Raw genomic sequence first — 20,399 nt, forward strand, 5'->3', positions numbered from 1 at the left:
CACACACGCACGCACACCATGTGGGTTCATCTCTTGCGCCGGCTCGGCCAGTCCGTGCTGGTGCTGCTGGCGGTGTCGTTCGTGTCCTTCCTGGTGTTCCGCCACATCGGCGATCCGACCATCAGCCTGCTCGGCGAAGACGCCACGATCGAAGAACGCGCCGCGCTGACGGCCGAACTGGGCTTCGACCGCCCGGTGCCCGTGCAGTACCTGCGCTACGTGGGCCATGCGCTGCAGGGCGACCTGGGCGTGTCGTACCGGCTCAAGCGGCCGGTGGTCGAACTCATCGCCGAGCGCTTGCCGGCCACGCTCGAACTGGCGCTGGTGGCGGCCGTGCTGGCGGTGGCGGGCGGCGTGGCGCTGGGCGTGTACACCGCGATCCGGCGCGACAGCGTGGCGAGCCGCGCGGTCATGGCGGTGTCGCTGGTGGGCGTGTCGCTGCCCACCTTCCTGATCGGCATCGGGCTCATCTACCTGTTCGCGGTCGAGCTGCGCTGGCTGCTGTCGTTCGGGCGCGGCGACACGGTGCAGCTGGGCGGCTGGAGCACCGGGCTGCTCACGGCCTCGGGCTGGGCCTCGCTGCTGATGCCCGCGCTGACGCTGGGCTTGTACAAGCTGACGCTGATCATGCGGCTGGTGCGCGCCGAGATGCTGGAGGTGCTGCGCGCCGACTACATCCGCTTCGGCCGCGCGCGCGGGCTGCGCGAGCGCGACCTCAACTACGGCCACGCGCTGCGCAACACGCTGATCCCGGTCATCACCATCACGGGGCTGCAGATCGGCTCGCTGGTCGCCTTTGCCATCGTCACCGAGACGGTGTTCCAGTGGCCGGGCGTGGGCCTGCTGTTCATCACGTCGATCCAGGGGGTGGACGTGCCGGTGGTGGCGGCCTACCTGCTGCTGATTGCGCTGCTCTACGTGGCGATCAATTTCATCGTCGACCTGTTGTATGTGCTGGTCGATCCGCGCCTGCGGCGCGCCTGAATCTTTTTCCCTCTTTCCCGAATGACGTCTTCTTCTTCGACCGGCGCCCCCGCGCCGCGCCGCTGGCGCAACGCCGAGTCGCCCGTGCTGCGTGCCTTTGCACGCTCGCGCACCGTGCAGCTGGCCGCCTTCGTGCTGCTGCTGGTCGCACTGGCCTCGCTGTTCGCGCCGTGGATCGCGCGGCAAGACCCCTTCGATCCGGCTGTGCTCGACCTGATCGACGCCTTCACGCCGCCGGGGCAGCAGGGCGCTTCGGGCGCCTTCTATCCGCTGGGCGCCGACGACCAGGGGCGCGACGTGTTCTCGGCCATCCTCTACGGGCTGCGCATGTCGTTGCTGGTGGGCGTGAGCGCGGTCGGGCTGTCGCTGGCCATCGGCGTGCCGCTCGGGCTGGCGGCCGGCTATGCGGGCGGCTGGTTCGATACGCTCGTGATGCGCGTGGCCGATGTGCAGCTGACCTTTCCGGTGCTGCTGGTGGCGCTGCTGATCTTCGGCATCGCGCGCGGCCTGCTGCCCGCGGGCTACCGCGACGACATGGCGGTGTACGTGATCGTCGCGGCCATCGGGCTGTCGGAGTGGGTGCAGTACGCGCGCACGGTGCGCGGCGCGGTGATGCTGGAAAAGCACAAGGACTACGTGGCCGCCGCGCAGATCATCGGCCGCTCGCACACCGGCATCCTGGTGCGGCACATCCTGCCGAACCTGCTGGCGCCGATGCTGGTGATTGCCACCATCAGCTTCGCGCTGGCCATCGTGGCCGAGTCGACGCTGTCGTACCTGGGCGTGGGGCTGCCACCCACGCAGCCGTCGCTGGGCACGCTGATCCGCATCGGGCAGGGCTTCCTGTTCTCGGGCGAGTGGTGGATCCTGCTGTTTCCCGCGCTGGTGCTGCTGGCGCTGGCGCTGTCGGTCAACCTGGCGGGCGACTGGCTGCGCGACGCATTGAACCCGAGGCTGCAATGAGCGCGCGCGACCCATCGCCATCGCCTCATGGCGAGACACCCGTGCTGCGGGTGCGCGGGCTGGACGTGGCCTTCGACACGCACCGGGGTGTCGTGCAGGTGCTCGACGGTGTCTCCTTCGAGATCGCGCCGGGCGAAATCCTCGGCGTGGTCGGCGAGTCGGGCGCGGGCAAATCGATGGTCGGTGCGGCCGTCATCGGCCTGGTGCCGCCGCCGGGGCGCATCGCGGGCGGCACGGTCGAGCTGCACGGCGAGCGCATCGACACGCTGCGCGGCGAAGACATGCGCCGTGTGCGCGGGCGCCGCATCGGCAGCGTGTTCCAGGACCCGCTGACCAGCCTGAACCCGGTCTACCCGATCGGACGGCACCTCATCGAAACCATCCGCACGCACCTGCCGGTGAGCGAGCCCGAGGCGCGCCGGCGCGCGCTGGCACTGCTGGCCGACGTGGAGATTCCCGACCCCGAAAGCCGCATCGACCAGTACCCGCACCAGTTCTCGGGCGGCATGCGCCAGCGCGTGGCGATTGCGCTCGCGCTGTGCGCCGAGCCGCAGCTGCTGATTGCCGACGAGCCCACCACCGCGCTCGACGTGTCGGTGCAGGCCCAGGTGATCCGCGTGTTCCGCCGTGTCTGCCGCGAGCGCGGCACGGCCGCGATGCTGATCACGCACGACATGGGCGTGATCGCCGAGGCGGCCGACCGCGTGATGGTGATGTACCGGGGCCGCGTGCTCGAGACCGGTCCGGTGCGCGAGATTCTCGACCGCCCGCGTGAGCCGTACACGCGGGCGTTGATGGCGGCGATTCCTTCGGTGCACGCACGGCTGCATCGCTTGCCGGTGCCGGAGATTGGCGCGGACATCGCCGTGGCTGCCGCGTTGCCGCCTGCGCAGATCGAGACCGTGACGGCATCGGCCGACAGCGCACCACTGATCCGCGTGCAGGGCCTGTCGCGCGCGTTCGATCTTTCGGCCGGCTGGCTGGTCCGCACGCTCGCACGCCAGCCGAAGAAGGTGCTGCACGCGGTCGACGGCGTGAGCTTCGACATCGCGCGTGGTCGCACCTTCGGGCTGGTCGGCGAGTCGGGCTCGGGCAAGTCGACCGTGGCGCGCATGATCGCCGGCCTCACGCGGCCCACGGCCGGCACGGTGCATTTCGACGGCATCGACCGCTGGGGCGACGCCGCGCAGACGGCCGCGTTGCGGCGGCGCTTCCAGATGATCTTCCAGGACCCGTACGCCAGCCTCAACCCGCGCTGGCGCGTCGACCGGCTCATCGCCGAGCCGGTGGAAGTGCTGAGCCTCGCCGCCAGCGCCGAGGAAACCGCCGAGCGCGTGGCCGAAGCGCTGCGCCGCGTGCGCATGTCGCCCGACGACGGCCGGCGCTACCCGCACCAGTTCTCGGGCGGGCAGCGCCAGCGCATCGCCATCGCGCGGGCGCTGGCCAGCCAACCCGAGTTCATCGTCTGCGACGAGCCGACCTCGTCGCTCGACGTGTCGGTGCAGGCCCAGGTGCTGAACCTCATGCGCGACCTGCAGGACGAGTTCGGCCTGACCTACCTGCTGATCAGCCACAACCTCGCGGTGATCCGCCACATGTGCGACGACGTGGGCGTGATGCAGCGCGGGCGCTTGGTGGAGCAGGGGAGCGCGGACGAGGTGCTCGATGCGCCGAAGCACGCGTACACGCGGGCGTTGATGGCGGCGGTGCCGGACATGCGGCACGCACCGGCGGCTGCCGTGTTCGCCACGGCATAGATCGCTTTCAGGGCACGCGCTGCAGCTGCTCCCGCAGGATGCGCCGGATCTCCAGGATCGCCAGCGGGTTCTCCTGCACGCTGTGCGCCGACGGAATCACCAGCTCCGATACCGCGCCGTCGAGGTGCGCGCTGGTGTAGGGCACGATGCCGTCGCTCGACTCGGCCAACGGCACACCGGGTGTGTCGTTGCCGATGATGGAGTGGAAGCGCACCTTCGGGCTCAGCGGCAGCTGTGACGACACGCGCACGAAGGGGTCGCGGTCGCTGAGGTTGTCGATGCTGTTGGGAATGCGCAGCGGGCCCAGGTCCTGCGAGCTGGGCGCCAGGCGCATCAGCTCGCGCGAGACGTCGTTGAGCTGACCCAGCATCGCCACGGGCAGCGTGATGAGGTTGGCCACCCAGCGCGAGATGCGCTTGTTGGCGAACGAGGTGCCGCGGTGCGGCGAGGCGATGAAGATGACGTCGCTGACCTCCGGCAGGGGTTCGAAGCGCAGGTACGGCCCGAGTCCTTGCTCGATGCGGCGGCGTTGCGCGCCCTGCATGGGGTAGCCCTCGCTCAGCGCGTCCCACAGTACCTCGCCCGACGACGACACCAGGAGGCGCGAGAGCACGCCGCCCATGCTGTGGCCGATGAGCGTGACGTTGCGCGACGCCTCGGCGCGGCCCTGCGGATCGAAGTGCGCGAGCGTCTGCGTGATGGCTTCGCGGATGGCGAGGTTGTTCAGCGGCAGCGGGGCGTTGGTCGGGTAGTACACCTGCCAGATCTGGTAGCGGCGGCGCAGCGTTTCGTCGCCGAGCACTTCGTTCGCGACGTTGATCCAGGCCTCGGGGCTGCTGGCCAGGCCGTGCAGCATGACGATGGTGCGGCGCTTCGGGTCGTAGGGCTGCATCAGGTAGATGTGCGGCCGGGTCAGGCCTTCGGCGCCGCCGAACAGGCTGCGCAGCGCCTGCAGCGCGAAGTCGGAGCGGGCCAGCCACAGGCCGTAGCCCGAGGTGAAGTTGGCGGCCAGCGGAATCTCCTCGCCGGCCAGCTGGATCGTGCTGGTGCGGTAGGGGTCGAACACGGCGATGCGCAGCGTGCGCGTGGCCAGCACGTCCTGCAGGGTGGTGCCGTCGAACTGCAGCAGCGCGGTGAGGGCGGGGAAGGGGGTTTCGCTGAAAGGCGGCGCGTCTTCTTTGGCCTGGGCATCGGTCGGCCGCTCGTTGCTCGCGGCCACCAACTCGGCACCGAAGCCGTCGCGGCGGTAGATGTTGCGCAGGCCCGAGAAGGTCAGCGAGGCGGCGGGAATCAGCTCTTGCGGCGGCGGCGTGTCGGGCGCGAGTTGCACCGCCGACAGGTCGGCGTCGATGCGCCAGCCGCTCACCTGCGGAATGCTGGCCACCGGCATGTCGTCCTTGCGGTAGCGGCTGAACAGGCCGGTGATGGCGCGCTGCACCGCGTAGTTGTAGTAGTCGCGCACCTGCGTCTGGCGGTCTTCGAAGGCGCGGTCGCGCGGCTTGCGTGCGGTGAAGAACAGGTAGGCGTAGGCATGGCGCGCGGTCTCGAGCCAGGCGTCGATGGCCTCGGGCGCGGTGGGCTGCGCGGCCGAGCCGCCATCGCCACCCGCCAGCGCGAGCTGCAGCCACACCTCGGACAGCGCCGACAGCCGCTGCTCGTCGCTCAGGCCGGCCGAGGTGGCGAGGTTCTGGCGGCAGGCACGGCCGTCCTTGCGGCACTGGTCGGCGTCGGAGCCGATGACGCGCAGCACCTCTTGCGCGGAGCTGCTGAGCGTGCCCGTGGTGAGCACGTCGCCGCGCCGCTGCGCAAGGTACTCGGCCGGCGAGATGGTGCCGACCGTGACGCCGGCGCAGCCGGTGAGCAGCGACAGGGCCAGCAGCAGGGCGAGGAAGCTGATGCGCCTCATGGCGCAGCGCCCGGCAGGCCGTGGCGGATGGCTTGCGAGAAGTTCACGCCGGGTTGCTTGTCCGTGGCGAGGGCCCGGTCGGTGATGCGGCCGGCGCTGCGCAGCGCGTCCATGCTCAGCCCCGGCGTCAGGCCGCCCACGTCGTGCAGGTACTCGGGCAGGTAGCCCGAGGCCAGCAGGCGGTAGTCCATCGGCAGGCCGGGCACGACATGTTTGGCGAGGTCGTAGACGATGGTCGTGCAGTTGGCCGTGAGCGTGTTGTAGAAGCTCGGCGCGCGCGCCAGGGCCTCGGCCTCGCCCACATAGCCGAGGAACAGCGAGCGCATCTCGGCCGGCGGCAGCTGCACGCGGTACATGTAGACGTCTTCGCCGCGCACATTGGTGCGCACGCGCAGGATGTCGTGCTCGTCGGCCGCCACCAGGCTGTTCTCGAACTGCTTGAAGAAGCCGCCGATGGACGAGAAGCTCTCGCCGCGTTCCTTGCGGATTTCGATGGAAAACGTGACGAACTGACCGTCGTCGAAGCCGAAGGACACCAGCGTGTGGGCGATGGCCGGGCCGGTCCAGTACGACAGCGACACGTCGACCGAGCGCAGACGGTCGAGGTCGTAGCGGCGCGTGTCCCAGCGCACGGTGTAGTCGGTGTTGCTGCGCCAGTCGAAGTTGCGCATGTTCTCCATCGTGACCACGTTGCCTTCGACGCGCGGCTTCAGGTGGCGCGCCACATCGTCGGCCCATTCGCGGTCCTGCGAAGGCTGGATGGTGTTCCACCACCCGAGCAGCATGGCGAAGCCGATGGCATACGACAGCAGCGGCCGGGCCGCCTTGCCGCGCCACACGAGCACGATCGCCGCCAGGCCGAAGAGGCCCCACAACACCATCGCGCCGACCTTGAGCGGCGCGGCCACCGGCAACTGATACCAGAGGGCCGCGCAGGCCCAGGCAGCGGACAACAGCACGGCGAAGCTCACCAGCAGACGGCCGAGGGAGCGCAGAAGGATTCGGAGCATGAAGAAACGCGGAGGTGGAGGGCGGCCGATTCTCGTCGAGTTGCAGCCACCCTCCGATGGGCTACAGCGGGTAGGTCACGAGCTTGAAGTCCGGGTCTTCGGGGAACGACTTCACCGTGAAGCCCAGCCGGCGCACCAGCTTGAGCATGTCGGGGTTGCCGGCCAGCACCAGTCCGTCCATTTCGGACAGGCCGCGGTCGCGCGCCACGTCGATGATGCTTTCCATCAGGCGCGAGCCGATGCCCTTGCCGCTGAACTCGTCGGCCACCACGAGCGAGAACTCGCAGCTGGTCTGGTCGGGGTTGGTGATGTAGCGCGACACGCCCACGATGCGCTCGGTGTCGAGCACGGTGCCGTCGGGCGCGGTGCTGCGTTCCATGATGGTGGCGACCAGCGCCATCTCGCGGTCGTAGTCGATGAGCGTGAAGCGCGACAGCATCGACGGCGGCAGCTCGTGGAAGCGCGAGACAAAGCGGAACCAGCGGCTCTCGGGCGACAGGCCCTGCACCAGCGCCTGCAGCATCTGCGCGTCGTTCGGGTGCACCGGCCGCACGACGTACGCGCCACCACCCGGCAGCGGCCATTCGCGCCGATAGCGCGCGGGGTACGGCATGATGGCCAGGTGCTGGTAGCCGTTGCCCACGGGCCCGCCCACCGCCTGCGTGCTGCTGTCGACCACGATGCGCGCATCGACCGACACCGCGCCGTGCTCGTCCACGATGATGGGGTTGATGTCCATCTCGCGCAGCTCGGGCAGCTCGCACACCATTTCAGACACGCGCAGCAGCACGTCTTCAATGGCCTCCATGTTCACCGCGTTGGCGCCGCGCCATTCGCCCAGCGTCTCGGCCACGCGCGAGCGCTCGATGAGGTGGCGCGCCAGAAACTGGTTGAGCGGCGGCAGCTCCATGGCGCGGTCGTTCATGAGTTCGATCATGGTGCCGCCCGCGCCGAAGACGATCACCGGGCCGAAGGGCTGGTCGGTCACGAGGCCGACGTAAATTTCGCGCCCGCGCCGCGCGCGCACCATCTTCTGCACGGTCACGCCGTTGATGCGGGCGTCGGGCGCGAGCTGCGCGACGCGCTCCATCATCTCCAGGTAGGTGTCGCGTGCGCTGGTGCCGTTCATGACGTTCAGCGCCACGCCCTCGACGTCGGACTTGTGCGAGATGTCGGGCGAGTCGATCTTCAGCGCCACCGGAAAGCCCAGCTGCGTGGCGATCATCATGGCCTCGTTGGCGCTGCGCGCGAGCAAGGTGCGCGTGATCGGGATGTGGAAGCACGACAGCAGCGACTTCGACTCCATCTCGGTCAGCACCTTGCGCCGCTCGGCCAGCACGCTCTCGATGAGCAGGCGTGCGCCGTCGATGTCGGGCTTGGCCAGCGCCGAGAGCGGCGGCGGTGTCTGCTGCAGCAGCTGCTGGTTCTGATAGAAGGCCGCGATGTTGCCGAAGGCGCCCACGGCCGCCTCGGGCGTGCGAAAGCTCGGAATGGTGGCCTCGGCCAGCACGGCCCGTGCGTTGCCCACTGAGGCATCGCCCATCCAGCACGCCAGCAGCGGCTTGGGCATGGGGCGCGGAACGTCGGCCAGCGCGCGCGCTGTGGCAGCAGCGTCGACGCCGGCCTTGGGCGAGAAGATGGCGAGCACGCCGTCGATCTGGCTGTCGGCCGAGGCCGTGTCGATGGCCGCCCGAAAGTGCGCGGGCGTGGCGTCTTCCGACAGGTCGATGAGGTCGGTGAGCGACGCGAGCGCGGGCAGCGAGGGCTGCAGCAGCTTCTGCGCGGGCGCCGAGAGACGGCCCAGGTCGAGGCCGATCTCGTTGATCCAGTCGGCTGCGAGCACGCCGGGGCCTCCGCCGTTGGTGACCACGGCCAGCCGCTTGCCCACGGGCCGGTAGCGCGAGGCCAGGCACTTGGCGGCCGAGAACAGCTCGATGAAGGAGCGCACCCGCACCGCGCCCGCGCGGCGCAAGGCGGCGTCGAACACGTCGTCGCTGCCCACGATGGCGGCGCTGTGCGTCTGCGCGGCCTCGTTGCCGGCGGGCTTGCGGCCCGCCTTGAGCACGACCACCGGCTTGGCGTGCGAGGCCGAGCGCAGCGCGCTCATGAAGCGGCGCGCGTCGGCAATGCCTTCGAGGTACACGATGATGCTGTGCGTGGCGGCGTCGTTGGCCAGGAAGTCGAGCACCTGCGGAATGTCGACCGAGGTGTGCGGCCCGAGCGAGACCACGCTCGAAAAACCCACGCCGTTCTGCCGCGCCCAGTCGAGCATCGACGCCGTGAGCGCGCCCGACTGCGACACCAGCGCCAGCGGCCCGGTGCGCGCAAGCGGGCCGGCCACACTGGCGTTCAGATGCAGCGGCGGGCGTTGGAAGCCCAGCGAGTTGGGGCCCAAGAGGTGCACGCCTTCGCGGCGCGCGATCTTGCGCCACTGCGCGGCCTGGTCGGCGGCGATGCCGGTGGAGATGACCACCGCGGCCTTGCAGCCGATGCGGCCCGCGATTTCGAGCGCGGCGGCCACGTCGCGCGGCGCCAGCGCGATCAGCGCCAGGTCGGCATGCGTCTGCGCCAGCTCTTCGAGCGTGCCCTGCGTGCGGATGTCGATGAAGCGCAGCGTGCCGTCGAAGCGGTCGGCGCGGAAGGCTTCGCGCAGCGTGCGGCCCAGGGCGGTCTGGCCGCCCGGATCGCTGGGCTCGCCGACGAAGGCCGCGATCGACGCGGGGGCGAACAGGGGGGTCAGGAAATGCTTGTCCATGCCCTAGTTTGCCCGGATCGGGGCCTGCCGCAAGCACCGCGTGTACACTCGCCGGCTCATGTCGTGCCTTTCACTTTCCCCTGTTGCAGCATCCAGCGCCGCCGTTATCGGCCGCACGATGCCGTGCGCCGCTTGCGTGCGAACGAGCGACGCAGTGAATGCACGAATGATTACCACCATGACCGCCGCGGCCCCCTAGCTCGCGCAGGTGGCCGCTCCGGCAGCCACCTGGTGTCTCTTCTCCCGAATGAACGAAACCCAGCTGGCAGCTGGGTTTTTTTGTTTTTGTCTTGTTCGTTCGTTGTTTGGAGAAGCCCATGTACCGCGATCCCGTCTCGTCCTTCCTGCCCCAGCCCAGCCACGGCGCGGCCATTCGCCCCTTGCGCGTCGGCATGATCGGGATCGGGACCGTGGGCTCGGGCACCTTCCGCGTGCTGGCCCGCAACCAGGAGCTCATTGCCGCCCGCGCCGGGCGCGGCATCGAGGTGACGGTGGTGGCGGCACGCAACCTCGCGCGCGCCCAGGGCATCGTGGGCGAGGGCGTGACGCTCACGGCCGACCCGATGCAGGTCGCCACCGACCCCGATGTCGATGTGGTGGTCGAGGTGGCCGGCGGCACCGGCCCGGCGCGCGACTGGGTGCTGGCCGCCATTGCCCACGGCAAGCACGTGGTCACGGCCAACAAGGCGCTGCTGGCCGTGCACGGCCCCGAGATCTTCGCCGCCGCCAGCGCGCATGGCGTGGCCGTGATGTACGAAGGCGCGGTGGCGGTGAGCATCCCCATCGTGAAAGCGTTGCGCGAGGGCCTCACCGCCAACCGCATCGAATGGGTGGCGGGCATCGTCAACGGCACCACCAACTTCATCCTGAGCAAGATGCGCGACGAGGGCCTGGACTTCGCCGACGCGCTCGCGCAGGCCCAGGCGCTGGGCTATGCCGAGGCCGACCCGGCCTTCGACATCGAGGGCGTCGACGCCGCCCACAAGACCGCGCTGCTGGCCGCCAACGCCTTCGGCATGCCGGTGCGCTTCGCTGACGCGCAGATCGAGGGCATCACCGCGCTGCAGCGCCTCGACGTGGCCTGCGCCGAGCAGCTGGCCTTTCGCGTCAAGCTGCTGGGCGTGGCGCGTCGCCGCGAAGAAGGCGTGGAGCTGCGCGTGCAGCCCGCGCTGGTGCCGGCGACGCACCTGCTCGCGCAGGTCAACGGCTCGATGAACGGCATCATGGTCAAGGCCGACGCGGCGGGCGTCACGATGTACTACGGCGCGGGCGCCGGCTCGGAGCAGACCGCCTCGGCCGTGATCGCCGACCTGGTCGACGTGGCGCGCCTGGACGGCACCCACGCCGGCCAGCGCGTACCGCACACCGGCTTCCACGCGCATGCGGTGCGCGAACTACCGGTGCTGCCGCGCGCGGCCGTGCGCAGCGCGCACTACCTGCGGGTGCCGGTGCAGGCGGCGACCGACATCGCCGCCGTGGCCGAGCTGCTGGCCGCGCAACGCTTGCCGGTGCTGCAACTGGTGCTGGCGAACGGGCCGGCCGACGCGGCGCCGCAGGTTCTGGTGATCACCGAATCGGCGTTGCAGGGGACGGTCGATCTCGTGCTGCATGCGTTGCAGGCGAGCCCGGTCGTGGTGGGCCCGGTGATCGCGCTGCGCGTGGAAACGCTAGACGACTGAGGCGCTCAGATATCGGGCGCGGGTGCGCGCAGCCGCGGCTCCCAGTCTTCAACGCGCCCCGCATCCACCCGCTTGCGGAACGTGGCGCGCCAGCGCTCGGCCAGCACGGGCAGGGCGGCGGCCTGTTCCCACTCAGGCATGAAGCGCGCGTCGCGCGAAAACAGCAGCGCGATGAGGCGCGACAGCGGCCACTCGGGGTGCGGCCGTTCCACGCGCGTGGCCATGGCGCCGGCCCGCACCCAGCCGGGTTCGAGCACGCGGTAGTACCAGCCCGTGCAGCCGCGCGCCTGCATCTCGCGCGCCATGCCGGGCACGCCGAAGTGCGCGTCGAGCTTCCAGCAGGGTTGGCGGCCTTGCGACACCTGCACGTGTGCATCGCCGAGCTGGATCACGTCGCCGATGCACACGGCCGATTCGTCCCAGCCGGTGGTCGAGATGTTCTCGCCGAAAGCGCCCGCGTGGGTCAGCAACTCGCTTTGTTGGCTTGCCGACGCCCAGCTTGCGTAGTGCTCGCGCGGGTAGTGGTGCACGGCCTTCTCGACGCCGCCGTGGACGCGCAGGTCGGCCTGCGCATCGCCCTGCAGGCCGGTGGGCGAGAGCCACAGCGCGTCGGCTGTCGGCGTCTTGCGGATGCCGCTGCGCGAACGGCCGTCGGGCAGCAGGGCCACGGGGCCGACGAGCAATGCGTCGATGGGCAGGGTGGTCTGTGGAGTCATGCGGGGCAGCCGTTGTCGTTGCACGAGCCATCAGGCGGCACGTCATCTGCAGGCTGCGCAATGAGATGCGCGGGAATGTCTTCAGCCGCAAGCTGCCCGATGGCGGCGCCCAGCGCCATGTCGTCGATCAGCCCGAAGTGGCTCATGCGCAGGCGCCCCCGCCGGTCGATCAGCACCGTGCTCGGCGTGCCCTGCCACTGGTAGTCGCGCATCGTGGCGGGGATGCCGCCGGTGGGCGAGGGCTGGTCGATGCCGATCGGGAAGCCCAAGCGGTACTCGCGCACGAAGGCGTCGAGCGCGGCGGGCGTCATGACGTCGTGGTGCTCGAACACCGTGTGCAGGCCGATCACCGCGACGTCCTTCTCTGCGAACAGTTGCCGCGTCTTCTTCGCCTGCGGCAGGCCGTGCGACACGCAGGCCGGGCACAGCATCTGGAACGCGTGCAGCACCACGACCCGGCCCCGTAGCGACGCGAGCGTGACGGGTGCGTCGCTGTTGAGCCATTGGGCGACCTGCAGCTCGGGCGCCTCGGGGTGCGGCCAGGCCATGTCAGGCCGCCTCGGTGCGCAGCTTCACCTGCGGGAAATCCACCGGCGCCTGGAAGGCCACGTTCACGTAGTTGGTGAACAGGTTGAGTGCCACGTGCGCGAGGATCTCGACGATGTGCCGGTCGTCGAAGCCCACGGCGCGCAGGGCTTGCACGTCGGCGTCGTCGATCTGTCCGCGCGCGTCGACGAGCTTCAGCGCAAAGCGCAGCGCCGCCGCCGTGCGCGGGTCGGCCGATTCGCCGGCCTGCGCGGCCGTCATGTCGGCGGCGGACACACCCGCCTTGCGGCCCAGTGCGGTGTGCGCTGCAAGGCAGTAGTGACAGGCGTTGCGATCGGCGACCGCCACGGCGATCTGCTCGCCGAGCTGCGCCGGAATGACGCCGCTGCCGAGCGCGCCGAACGACCCCCACAGGCTGCGCAGCGCCGCGGGCGAGTTGGCGACGGCGCGGAACATGTTGGGCGTGGCGCCGAAGGCGCCGTGGATTTGAGAGAGCAAGACTTGGGTGTCGCCGGTGGCGGCGGTGTCCGAGACGAGGTTGATGCGGGGCATGAAGACTTCCTTCCAGTGATGACGATGGAAGCAGTGTCTTCCCGGAATCCGTATGATTTGAACGCTTTCATCCATTCAACATACCTTTTCGTCCAATGCCGAGCGCATCATCGTCACCGCCCATCGACAGGCTCTCGTCTCTGCTCGAGCGCTTCCGTGTCCGGGCCCATCTGTTCCATACGGGGCCGCTGTGCGGCGTGACGCACTTCGCGGCGAAGGAGGGGCGCAGCTTCCTGCATGTGATGCGGCGCGGCGAGATGGTCGTCACGCATTCGGCGCCGTCGGTGCGTTCGGCCGGCGTGCCACGCAAGCTGGTCGTGAAGGAGCCCAGCCTGCTGTTCTATCCGCGCCCGTTGGCGCACGACTTCCACAACGCGCCCACGGAAGGCGCGGATTTCGTCTGCGCCACGGTCGACTTCGACGGCGGCGAGGCGCACCCGCTGGTGCGTGCCTTGCCGCCGCTGGTGCAGCTGCCGCTGAATGCGGTCGACGGCCTCGAAGCCTCTCTGGCGCTGCTGTTCGCGGAAACCGGGCGCGTGCTGTGCGGCCATCGCCTGCTGGCCGACCGGCTGTTCGAGGTGGTGCTGATCCAGCTGCTGCGCTGGCTGCTCGACCATCCGCAGGAGAGCGGCGTGCCCGCCGGCTTGTTGACGGGCCTGGGCGACCCGCAGCTGGCGCGCGTGCTGGTCGCGCTGCACGAACGGCCGGGCGAGCCGTGGCCGCTCGAACAGATGGCCGCGGAAGCCGGCATGTCGCGCAGCGCGTTCGCGGCGCGCTTCAAGTCGGTGGTGGGCGCGACGCCGGCGGACTACCTCGCGCACTGGCGCCTGACGATTGCACAGGCCGAGCTGCGCACGGGCGCGTCGGTCAAGACGATTGCCGACAGCCTCGGCTACGCGAATGCTTCTGCGCTGTCGCGCTTGTTCGCGCAGAAGGTCGGCGTGTCGCCGCGCGAATGGCTCGCGCGGCAATCTGCCTGAGCGTTCAGTTCAATCCGGCGCACGCAGAAATCGCTCGGTCAGCAGCACCCAGTAGGCGCCGCCCACTGCCACATTGCTGTCATTGAAGTCGTAGCCCGGGTTGTGGACCATGCAGGCGCCGTGCGCGTCGCCGTCGCCATTACCGATGAGCAGGTAGCAGCCGGGCACGCGTTCCAGCATGAAGGCGAAATCTTCGCTGCCCGACAGCGGCGGTGTCTGCCAGGTGACCTGCGCCGCGCCCACGAGTTCTTCGGCCACGGTGCGCGCAAAGGCGGTTTCTTCGGGCGTGTTGACCAGCACCGCGTAGCCGGGCCGCCAGTCGATCTGCGCCTGCACGCCGAAGCTTTCGGCCTGCGAGGCCACCAGCGCCTTGACGCGGGTTTCGATTTTCTTGCGCACGTCGCGGTCGAGGGCGCGCACGCTGAGTTCGAGCACGGCGCTCTGCGGGATCACGTTGTTGGCCTTGCCGGCGTGGATGGCGCCCACCGTCACCACGGCCATCTGCAGCGGGTCGATGTTGCGCGAGACCACGCTCTGCAGCGCCATCACGGTGCTGGCGGCGGCCACGATCGGGTCGGCCGCGCGGTGCGGCATGGCGCCGTGGCCGCCCACGCCGGTGAGCGTGATCGTGGCGTAGTCGGACGAGGCCATGGCAGGTCCTTCGCGCATGGCCAGCCGGCCCTGCGCCATGCCGGGCATGTTGTGCATTGCGAAGATGGCGTCGCAGGGGTAGCGCTCGAACAGGCCGTCGTCGATCATGCGCACCGCGCCGCCGCCGCCTTCTTCGGCGGGCTGGAAGATCAGGTTCAGCGTGCCGTCGAAGCGCCCGCGTTCGGCCAGGTGTTGGGCAGCCGCCAACAGCATCGCCGTGTGGCCGTCGTGGCCGCAGGCGTGCATCACGCCGGTGTGCGCGCTGGCGTAGGCCAGGCCCGTGGCTTCGTCGATGGGCAGGGCGTCCATGTCGGCGCGCAGGCCGAGGCGGCGCGTGCCCTTGCCGCGCACCAGCCGGCCCACCACGCCGGTGCCACCGATGCGGCGCTCGACGGTGTAGCCCCAGGCTTCGAGTTTTTCGGCCACCAGCGCCGAGGTGCGGTGCTCGTCGAAACCGAGTTCAGGGTGCTGGTGGATGTCGCGGCGGATGCCGATGAAGGTGTCGGCGCTGGCGTGCAGGTCGTTCAGGAGGGCGGTGGTGGTGCTCATTGGGGCTCCAGTCGGATGGACTTGGCGATGTCGCGGTAGCGCGCGGTTTCGGCCTCGTAGAACTTCGCGGAGTCGGCCAGCGTGGTCGATGGCGAGGCCTGCTGCGTCTGGGCTGCGAGCTGCTCGCGCACGCTGCTTTCTTTCAGCGTCGTGCCGATGGCCTGGTGCAGCTTCTGCACCACGTCTTCGGGCGTGTTCTTGCGCACGAAGAAGCCGCTCCAGGTCTTGTAGTTGACGTTCTTCAGCTCCTTGCCTTCGCTGGCCGTGGGCACGTTCTTCAGCAGCTCGGAGCGCTGCCCGCCGAGCTGGCCGAGGATCTTCAGCCGGCCCTGTTCGGCCAGCGCACCCATGGCGGCGCTGTAGACCAGCACGGCGAAGTCGACCTGGCCGCCGCCGATGTCCTGCAGCAGCGGCGCGTTGCCCTTGTAGGGCGCGTGCATGAGCTTCACGCCGGTGTCCAGCTGCACCTTCTCTAGGATCAGGTGGTAGAGCGAGCCGATGCCCACGCTGCCGTACGACAGCGGCTTGTCGGCCGACTTGCGCGCCAGCGCAATGAGCTCGTCGACGCTGTTGGCCGGCAGGTCCTTGCGCGCGACGAAGACCATCACGGCCTCGGCGACGGGGTGGACCATGCGGAAGTCTTCGGCCTTGAGCTTGACGGCCGCATTGGCCAGCGGCGACAGGATGATTTCGTTGGGCGAGCCCTGGAAGATGTAGTAGCCGTCGGCCGGCGCGGCCAGCACCTTCTGCGCGGCCATGGCGCCGCTCACGCCGCCCAGGTTCTCCACGATCACCTGCTGGCCCAGCGCCTTGCCCAGCGGCACGGTGAAGATGCGCGCGGTGGCGTCCGAAGGGCCGCCGGCCGGGTAGGGAACCATCAGGTTCACGGGCTTGGTGGGAAAGCTGTCGGCGCTGGCGGGGCCCGCGGCCAGCATCAGCCCGCAGGCGAGGCAGAGCGCGGAACGGAAGAACGAGGTCGTCAAATCATGTCTCCTTCGTGGGAAGCCGGCTCGTGTGGCCGGATGCAAGGGGATGCTAGGAGCGAGCCTGTCGAACGTCCAATGCATTGTTGTCTGCATTAGCATGAGTCCAATGCATTCGAAATAACGAGGCTTTCGCCATGACGCTGGTTCAACTGAGGCACCTGATTTCGCTGGCCCACACGGGCTCGTTCAGCAAGTCGGCCGAAGCCCTGCACCTGACGCAGCCCGCGCTCAGCCGCAGCGTGCGCGCGCTCGAGGACGAGCTGGGCATGCCGCTGTTCGACCGCATCGGCCGGCGCAACGAGCTCACAGCCTTCGGGCGCGAGGTGCTGGAGCGCGCGCGGCTGCTGGTGTCGGAGGCCGAGGCGCTGCGCGACCGCGGCCGGCAGATGCGCGAAGGCGAGGGCGGCACGGTGCGCATCGGGCTGGGCTCCGGGCCGGGCGCGCTGCTGATGACGCCCTTCCTGCTGCACATGGCCAAGCACCATCCGGCCGTGCGCACGGAGATCGCGCGCGGCAGCACCGACCTGCTGGCGCAGGCGCTGCGCGAGCGCAGCCTCGATGCGCTGGTGGTCGATGCGCGTGCGCTCAAGCCCGCGCCCGACCTGGTGCTGACCCACGTGTACGAACTGCGTGGCGCCTTCCTGTGCCGCCGCGGCCATCCGCTCACACGGATGCGCAAGGGCGTGAGTTTCGAGGCGGTGCAGCGCTACCCGATCGCCTCGACGCCGCTGAGCGACGAGGTGGCGCGCGGGCTGGTCGAGACCTACGGCCCGCAAGCTCATCCTGCCAACTGCGTGACGCTGCAGTGCGAAGAGCTGCCCAGCATCGCCGACGTGGTGCGCCAGAGCGACACGGTGCTTCTCGCGGTGCACGAGTCGGCACCCGACCTGGTCGAGTTGCGGATGGAGCCGCCGATGCGCGGCACGGCGCGCTTCGGGCTGGTGACCTTGCGTCAGCGCACCGAGGCGCCGGCGCTGGATATTCTTCGCCGATTGATGAAGGAGCGGATGGCGGGGGAGTAGGGCGCCGCCTGCTCAGGACGCCGCCGCAGACAGCGCAAGCTGGAGTTCGTCCAGCAGGTCCGCCACGCGCATGTGATCCGAAGCGGTTTCGTCGCGGGCGATTTCCTCCAACGCATCGGCGGGCGCTGCCACGGCCGCAGCGTCGACCATCAAGGCCGCGCCCCTGATGCGGTGCGCATGGTGCGCCGCGCCTGCGGTGTCGCCCGCAGCGAACGCCCGACGCAACGCCGCAAGATCTTCCGCCATGGCCTCGTGAAACTGCGGCGGCAAGGCCGTGTCGGGCCGTTGCGGCGACGAGGGCGCGCCGCCCAGCCAGAGCTGCAGCATGCTCGACAGCTCGTCCAGGCGAAGCGGCTTCTTGAGCACGCCGCCCATCCCGCTGTCCATGCATTTTTCGAGATGCGCCAAGTCGGTCGCAGCCGAAATCGCGATCACGGGCAGATGGCTGGCACCTGCCTGGCGCTCGCGCTCACGGATGCGGCGCGTCGCTTCGTAGCCGCTCATGCCAGGCATGTGGCAGTCCATGAGCACGAGCGCAAAGGAATGCGGCAGCTCGAGCGCGGCCAGCGCCGCCGCGCCATCGGCTTCAATCCGCGCTTCATACCCCAGCGTGCGCAACTGCTCGGCAATGATGAACTGGTTGCCTGGATGGTCCTCCACGACCAACACGGTGGCCACCGTACCGAAGGACTGCACGCCACGCGCCACACTGCCATCCTTGGACGAGGCTTGTGCGGGCGATGCAAGCCGCACCGGCAAGGAGAACTCGACCGAGGTGCCTGCACCGAGGCGGCTGGTCAGTCGGATCTCTCCGCCCATCAACTCGACCAGCTCCTTGCAGATGGTCAGTCCCAGGCCCGTGCCGCCAAAGCGCCGGGTGGTGGCGTTGTCGGCCTGCGCGTAGGCATCGAAGAGGGCGGCCTGTTGCGAGGGCTCGATGCCGATGCCGGTGTCGCTCACGGTGACCGTCAGCAGGCCGTTCATGTCGCCATCGTCGAGAAGCTCCAGCGTCACATCGATGCGCCCGTGCTCGGTGAACTTCACGGCGTTGCCCAGCAGGTTGAGCAGCACCTGCCGCAGCCGTGTGGGATCGATCAGCACCTGCCGGCCCGACGGGTTGCTCGTGCGTACCTCGATGACCAGCTTCTTTTCCTGCGTGTTCACGCGCGCCACATGCGCCACCTTCTGCGCCAGCGCGTCGACGTCGGTGCGGATCAGTTCCAGTTCGAGGCGCTTGGCATCCAGCTTCGACAGGTCGAGCACGTCGTCCAGCAGCGACAGCAGCGCTTCGGCGGCGGCGGAGGCGGTGCGCGTGAACCGCTTCTGCCGCGCATCCATCGGCGTGTGCGCCAGCAGCTCGATGGAGGCCAGCACCGCGTTCATGGGCGTGCGGATCTCGTGGCTCATGACGGCCAGAAAGTGCGACTTGGTGCGCTCGCTCTTCTGTGCGGCGCGCTGTGCCACGCGGGCGCGCCAGGCGAACCAGCCGAGCAGCACGACCCCGCCCAGGAGCATCAACAGCTGCGGCAAGCGGTACCGGATGATCGACAACAGCGACGGCTCGCCGAAGTCGGTCTGCTCCAGCCATCGGTCGTTCATCTGACCGGTTTCTGCCGCTGAGAGGCTGCGCAGCGACTTCTCCACGATGGCGTGCAGCAGCGGCAGGTCTGCGCGAACGCCCATCTGGGCGACGTACAAGAGGTCGCCGATTGCGCCGGAGATGCTCAACTGACTTGCATACCTGCGGCGCAGCATGGGCAGAAACACCGCGTCGGAGCCGATGGCGGCGTAGGCCTCTCCGGCGATCACCGCATCGAGGCTCTCCATCGGTTCGCTGGTCGCAAGCACGCGGACACCGGGAAAACGCTCGGCGAAAACATGGGCGTAAGACCCCCCGCCGCGCACGGCCGCCACTTTGCCGTCCAGATCCTTCATGTGCAGGACGATCGGGGCATTGGTCCGCGTGACGATGATGGTTTGTGCGACGAAGAAAGGATCGGTCAAGCGCAGCTTGGCGCCGACCTCGCGCGTGGTTCGCTGGGCGCTGGTGTTCGGAAACATGTCGACCTTGCCTTCCAGAAAGGCCTGCTGCGCTTCCTGCCAGTCCCGCGTGGGGAGCAACTCGAAGCGCAGGCCCGATTTGCGGGCGACCGCGTCAAGGTACTCCGCGATCAACCCTTTGTAGCGGCCGTTCTCGGTGTATTCCAGGGGGCTCAGCCGTGTGTCTGCTGCATACCGTACGACCGGGTTCGCGTTCATCCAGCGCTGCTCTTCCTCGGTGAAGACGGGCAGCGTCTGCGCCCGCGCGAGGTTGGCCGGGAGCGCCATCGCGACCCATACAGGCCACATGGACCACAGGGCCACTCGCCTGAAAAAGTTCCTGCGCCTCATGTCTTGTCCAGCTGGTGGCGGATCTTGAACAGCTCGTTGTCCCGTCGAATGCCCAGCTTGCGGAACGCCGCCTGTTTTTGCGTGCTGATGGTGTTCACATTGCGAGAGAACTTCGCGGCGATCTGCGTGACCGACAGGCCTTCCAGGCAGCAACGCAGCACCTCGCGCTCGCGCGGGGAAAGCAGGGGGTTCTTCGTGAGCGCTTCGGCGTTGGTGGGGCCGGGCGACGCTTCGGCGTGGCTCGCGATGTCCGCCGCCATGTGGGGATGCAGGTGGATGCGGCCCTTGCTCACCGTGCGGATGGCCGCGACCAGCTCGCCCAGTTCCTGGCCCTTTCCGACGTAGCCGCGCGCGCCGGCCTTCAGCGCCAGGGCCACGGTGGCCACGCTGTAGTGCGCGGAGATGACGATCGTCTTGCTGCGCGGATGCCGAACCGTCAGTGCCCGGATGAGATTGAGCCCGTCGATGTCCGAAGGGCCGAGCGAGAAATCCATGAGAACGATATCGACCGGCAGGGTGGCCAGGGCACCGAGCAGTTCGCGGCTGGTGCCATAGCTGCCGACCACCGACAGATCGGGCTCGTCGGCCAATCGGGTGATCAGGCCATGCCGGACCACCGCGTGATCGTCGAGGACCATCAGGCGAAGCGGCTGCGCGGTGAGGCGTGTCATCAGGACCTCCCAGTGGACGAATCGTAGGCCGCTTGCCAACGCGTCAACACCGCCAAAACGGGGGGGCAAGTGGCCGCGCGCACGACAACGGATTTCGACCAGGTTTCACAAGGGAAGAGCGGCTTCGCGCCTGCCGCTCGGATCGAAATTTAGAACTATCCCTAGACCGCCCCTGCGATTTTTCGTTGCATTCCTATATCGGGAGAAGCGCCCGAAAAGAACAATGAGCCGGACGAAAAGGCTCACAGACGCCGGCTTCTTGCAACAGGCGCAAGGCCCTT

The 20,399-nt window shown here is 69.1% G+C and carries 16 protein-coding genes; 6 read left to right on the plus strand and 10 right to left on the minus strand.

What is annotated here, in order from left to right; translation table 11 throughout:
* Positions 1 to 18: 18 nt before the first annotated feature.
* Genes CLU95_RS29630 through CLU95_RS29640 form a run of 3 tightly spaced genes read left to right on the plus strand, consistent with a single transcriptional unit; the run spans position 19 to position 3,704 of the window.
* A complete protein-coding gene (locus tag CLU95_RS29630; protein WP_099796888.1) occupies positions 19 to 984 on the plus strand; it encodes an ABC transporter permease in 966 nt (321 codons plus the stop codon).
* 21 nt (positions 985 to 1,005) lie between these two features.
* On the plus strand, positions 1,006 to 1,947 hold the full coding sequence (locus CLU95_RS29635; RefSeq protein WP_099796889.1) for an ABC transporter permease: 942 nt from the start codon (positions 1,006 to 1,008) through the stop codon (positions 1,945 to 1,947).
* On the plus strand, positions 1,944 to 3,704 hold the full coding sequence (locus CLU95_RS29640; protein WP_099796890.1) for a dipeptide ABC transporter ATP-binding protein: 1,761 nt from the start codon (positions 1,944 to 1,946) through the stop codon (positions 3,702 to 3,704). The genes CLU95_RS29635 and CLU95_RS29640 overlap by 4 nt, the downstream gene beginning before the upstream one ends.
* 7 nt (positions 3,705 to 3,711) lie before the next feature.
* Here CLU95_RS29640 and CLU95_RS29645 read toward each other — a convergent pair whose 3' ends face one another.
* From CLU95_RS29645 to CLU95_RS29655, 3 genes are all read right to left on the minus strand, one after another.
* The gene (locus CLU95_RS29645) at positions 3,712 to 5,610 is read right to left on the minus strand and encodes an esterase/lipase family protein (RefSeq protein ID WP_099796891.1); all 1,899 of its coding nucleotides are present in this window, start codon (positions 5,608 to 5,610) and stop codon (positions 3,712 to 3,714) included.
* Entirely contained in the window at positions 5,607 to 6,620 is a 1,014-nt protein-coding gene (locus tag CLU95_RS29650; RefSeq protein ID WP_099796892.1) for an Lnb N-terminal periplasmic domain-containing protein, read from the minus strand. The genes CLU95_RS29645 and CLU95_RS29650 overlap by 4 nt, the downstream gene beginning before the upstream one ends.
* Before the next feature lie 61 nt (positions 6,621 to 6,681).
* Positions 6,682 to 9,375 (minus strand): bifunctional acetate--CoA ligase family protein/GNAT family N-acetyltransferase, encoded by a 2,694-nt coding sequence (locus CLU95_RS29655; protein ID WP_099796893.1) that lies wholly within the window; start codon positions 9,373 to 9,375, stop codon positions 6,682 to 6,684.
* Positions 9,376 to 9,692: 317 nt separating this feature from the next.
* Here CLU95_RS29655 and CLU95_RS29660 point away from each other — a divergent pair, with 317 nt between their 5' ends.
* On the plus strand, positions 9,693 to 11,054 hold the full coding sequence (locus tag CLU95_RS29660; RefSeq protein WP_099796894.1) for a homoserine dehydrogenase: 1,362 nt from the start codon (positions 9,693 to 9,695) through the stop codon (positions 11,052 to 11,054).
* A gap of 5 nt (positions 11,055 to 11,059) precedes the next feature.
* Here CLU95_RS29660 and CLU95_RS29665 read toward each other — a convergent pair whose 3' ends face one another.
* Genes CLU95_RS29665 through CLU95_RS29675 form a run of 3 tightly spaced genes read right to left on the minus strand, consistent with a single transcriptional unit; the run spans position 11,060 to position 12,868 of the window.
* A complete protein-coding gene (locus CLU95_RS29665) occupies positions 11,060 to 11,770 on the minus strand; it encodes an MOSC domain-containing protein (protein ID WP_099796895.1) in 711 nt (236 codons plus the stop codon).
* Positions 11,767 to 12,318, minus strand: coding sequence for a redoxin domain-containing protein (locus tag CLU95_RS29670; protein ID WP_099796896.1), 552 nt, complete (start codon positions 12,316 to 12,318; stop codon positions 11,767 to 11,769). The genes CLU95_RS29665 and CLU95_RS29670 overlap by 4 nt, the downstream gene beginning before the upstream one ends.
* Position 12,319: 1 nt before the next feature.
* Positions 12,320 to 12,868: a carboxymuconolactone decarboxylase family protein gene (locus CLU95_RS29675; protein ID WP_099796897.1), complete on the minus strand. Its 549-nt coding sequence runs from the start codon at positions 12,866 to 12,868 to the stop codon at positions 12,320 to 12,322.
* Between the two features lie 95 nt (positions 12,869 to 12,963).
* On the opposite strand from CLU95_RS29675, the gene CLU95_RS29680 reads away from it, so the two are divergent.
* Positions 12,964 to 13,848: an AraC family transcriptional regulator gene (locus CLU95_RS29680; RefSeq protein ID WP_099796898.1), complete on the plus strand. Its 885-nt coding sequence runs from the start codon at positions 12,964 to 12,966 to the stop codon at positions 13,846 to 13,848.
* A 9-nt stretch (positions 13,849 to 13,857) separates the two neighbouring features.
* Here the strand turns inward: CLU95_RS29680 and CLU95_RS29685 are convergent, their stop codons facing one another.
* Together CLU95_RS29685 and CLU95_RS29690 are read right to left on the minus strand one after the other, a co-directional pair.
* Positions 13,858 to 15,048 carry a M20 aminoacylase family protein gene (locus CLU95_RS29685; protein WP_099796899.1) on the minus strand — a complete coding sequence of 397 codons (1,191 nt, stop codon included), beginning with the start codon at positions 15,046 to 15,048 and terminating at the stop codon, positions 13,858 to 13,860.
* Positions 15,045 to 15,983 carry a tripartite tricarboxylate transporter substrate binding protein gene (locus CLU95_RS29690; protein WP_099797530.1) on the minus strand — a complete coding sequence of 313 codons (939 nt, stop codon included), beginning with the start codon at positions 15,981 to 15,983 and terminating at the stop codon, positions 15,045 to 15,047. The genes CLU95_RS29685 and CLU95_RS29690 overlap by 4 nt, the downstream gene beginning before the upstream one ends.
* 185 nt (positions 15,984 to 16,168) lie before the next feature.
* Here CLU95_RS29690 and CLU95_RS29695 point away from each other — a divergent pair, with 185 nt between their 5' ends.
* Complete coding sequence (locus tag CLU95_RS29695) at positions 16,169 to 17,056, plus strand: LysR family transcriptional regulator (RefSeq protein ID WP_099796900.1); 888 nt, start codon at positions 16,169 to 16,171, stop codon at positions 17,054 to 17,056.
* Between the two features lie 12 nt (positions 17,057 to 17,068).
* Here the strand turns inward: CLU95_RS29695 and CLU95_RS29700 are convergent, their stop codons facing one another.
* Positions 17,069 to 19,447, minus strand: coding sequence for an ATP-binding protein (locus CLU95_RS29700; RefSeq protein ID WP_099796901.1), 2,379 nt, complete (start codon positions 19,445 to 19,447; stop codon positions 17,069 to 17,071).
* Positions 19,444 to 20,118: a response regulator transcription factor gene (locus CLU95_RS29705; RefSeq protein WP_180288696.1), complete on the minus strand. Its 675-nt coding sequence runs from the start codon at positions 20,116 to 20,118 to the stop codon at positions 19,444 to 19,446. The genes CLU95_RS29700 and CLU95_RS29705 overlap by 4 nt, the downstream gene beginning before the upstream one ends.
* Between the last annotated feature and the right edge of the window lie 281 nt (positions 20,119 to 20,399).

Origin of the sequence: Variovorax sp. 54 (genome assembly GCF_002754375.1) — a bacterium.
GTDB lineage: Bacteria > Pseudomonadota > Gammaproteobacteria > Burkholderiales > Burkholderiaceae_C > Variovorax.

Coding starts and splice junctions, on each gene's coding strand:
- CLU95_RS29705 (WP_180288696.1), bottom strand. CDS start 20,118: ATGACACGCCTCACCGCGCAGCCGCTTCGCCTGATGGTCCTCGACGAT.
- CLU95_RS29635 (WP_099796889.1), top strand. CDS start 1,006: ATGACGTCTTCTTCTTCGACCGGCGCCCCCGCGCCGCGCCGCTGGCGC.
- CLU95_RS29695 (WP_099796900.1), top strand. CDS start 16,169: ATGACGCTGGTTCAACTGAGGCACCTGATTTCGCTGGCCCACACGGGC.
- CLU95_RS29690 (WP_099797530.1), bottom strand. CDS start 15,983: ATGCTGGCCGCGGGCCCCGCCAGCGCCGACAGCTTTCCCACCAAGCCC.
- CLU95_RS29685 (WP_099796899.1), bottom strand. CDS start 15,048: ATGAGCACCACCACCGCCCTCCTGAACGACCTGCACGCCAGCGCCGAC.
- CLU95_RS29675 (WP_099796897.1), bottom strand. CDS start 12,868: ATGCCCCGCATCAACCTCGTCTCGGACACCGCCGCCACCGGCGACACC.
- CLU95_RS29645 (WP_099796891.1), bottom strand. CDS start 5,610: ATGAGGCGCATCAGCTTCCTCGCCCTGCTGCTGGCCCTGTCGCTGCTC.
- CLU95_RS29630 (WP_099796888.1), top strand. CDS start 19: ATGTGGGTTCATCTCTTGCGCCGGCTCGGCCAGTCCGTGCTGGTGCTG.
- CLU95_RS29670 (WP_099796896.1), bottom strand. CDS start 12,318: ATGGCCTGGCCGCACCCCGAGGCGCCCGAGCTGCAGGTCGCCCAATGG.
- CLU95_RS29660 (WP_099796894.1), top strand. CDS start 9,693: ATGTACCGCGATCCCGTCTCGTCCTTCCTGCCCCAGCCCAGCCACGGC.
- CLU95_RS29680 (WP_099796898.1), top strand. CDS start 12,964: ATGCCGAGCGCATCATCGTCACCGCCCATCGACAGGCTCTCGTCTCTG.
- CLU95_RS29655 (WP_099796893.1), bottom strand. CDS start 9,375: ATGGACAAGCATTTCCTGACCCCCCTGTTCGCCCCCGCGTCGATCGCG.
- CLU95_RS29650 (WP_099796892.1), bottom strand. CDS start 6,620: ATGCTCCGAATCCTTCTGCGCTCCCTCGGCCGTCTGCTGGTGAGCTTC.
- CLU95_RS29640 (WP_099796890.1), top strand. CDS start 1,944: ATGAGCGCGCGCGACCCATCGCCATCGCCTCATGGCGAGACACCCGTG.
- CLU95_RS29700 (WP_099796901.1), bottom strand. CDS start 19,447: ATGAGGCGCAGGAACTTTTTCAGGCGAGTGGCCCTGTGGTCCATGTGG.
- CLU95_RS29665 (WP_099796895.1), bottom strand. CDS start 11,770: ATGACTCCACAGACCACCCTGCCCATCGACGCATTGCTCGTCGGCCCC.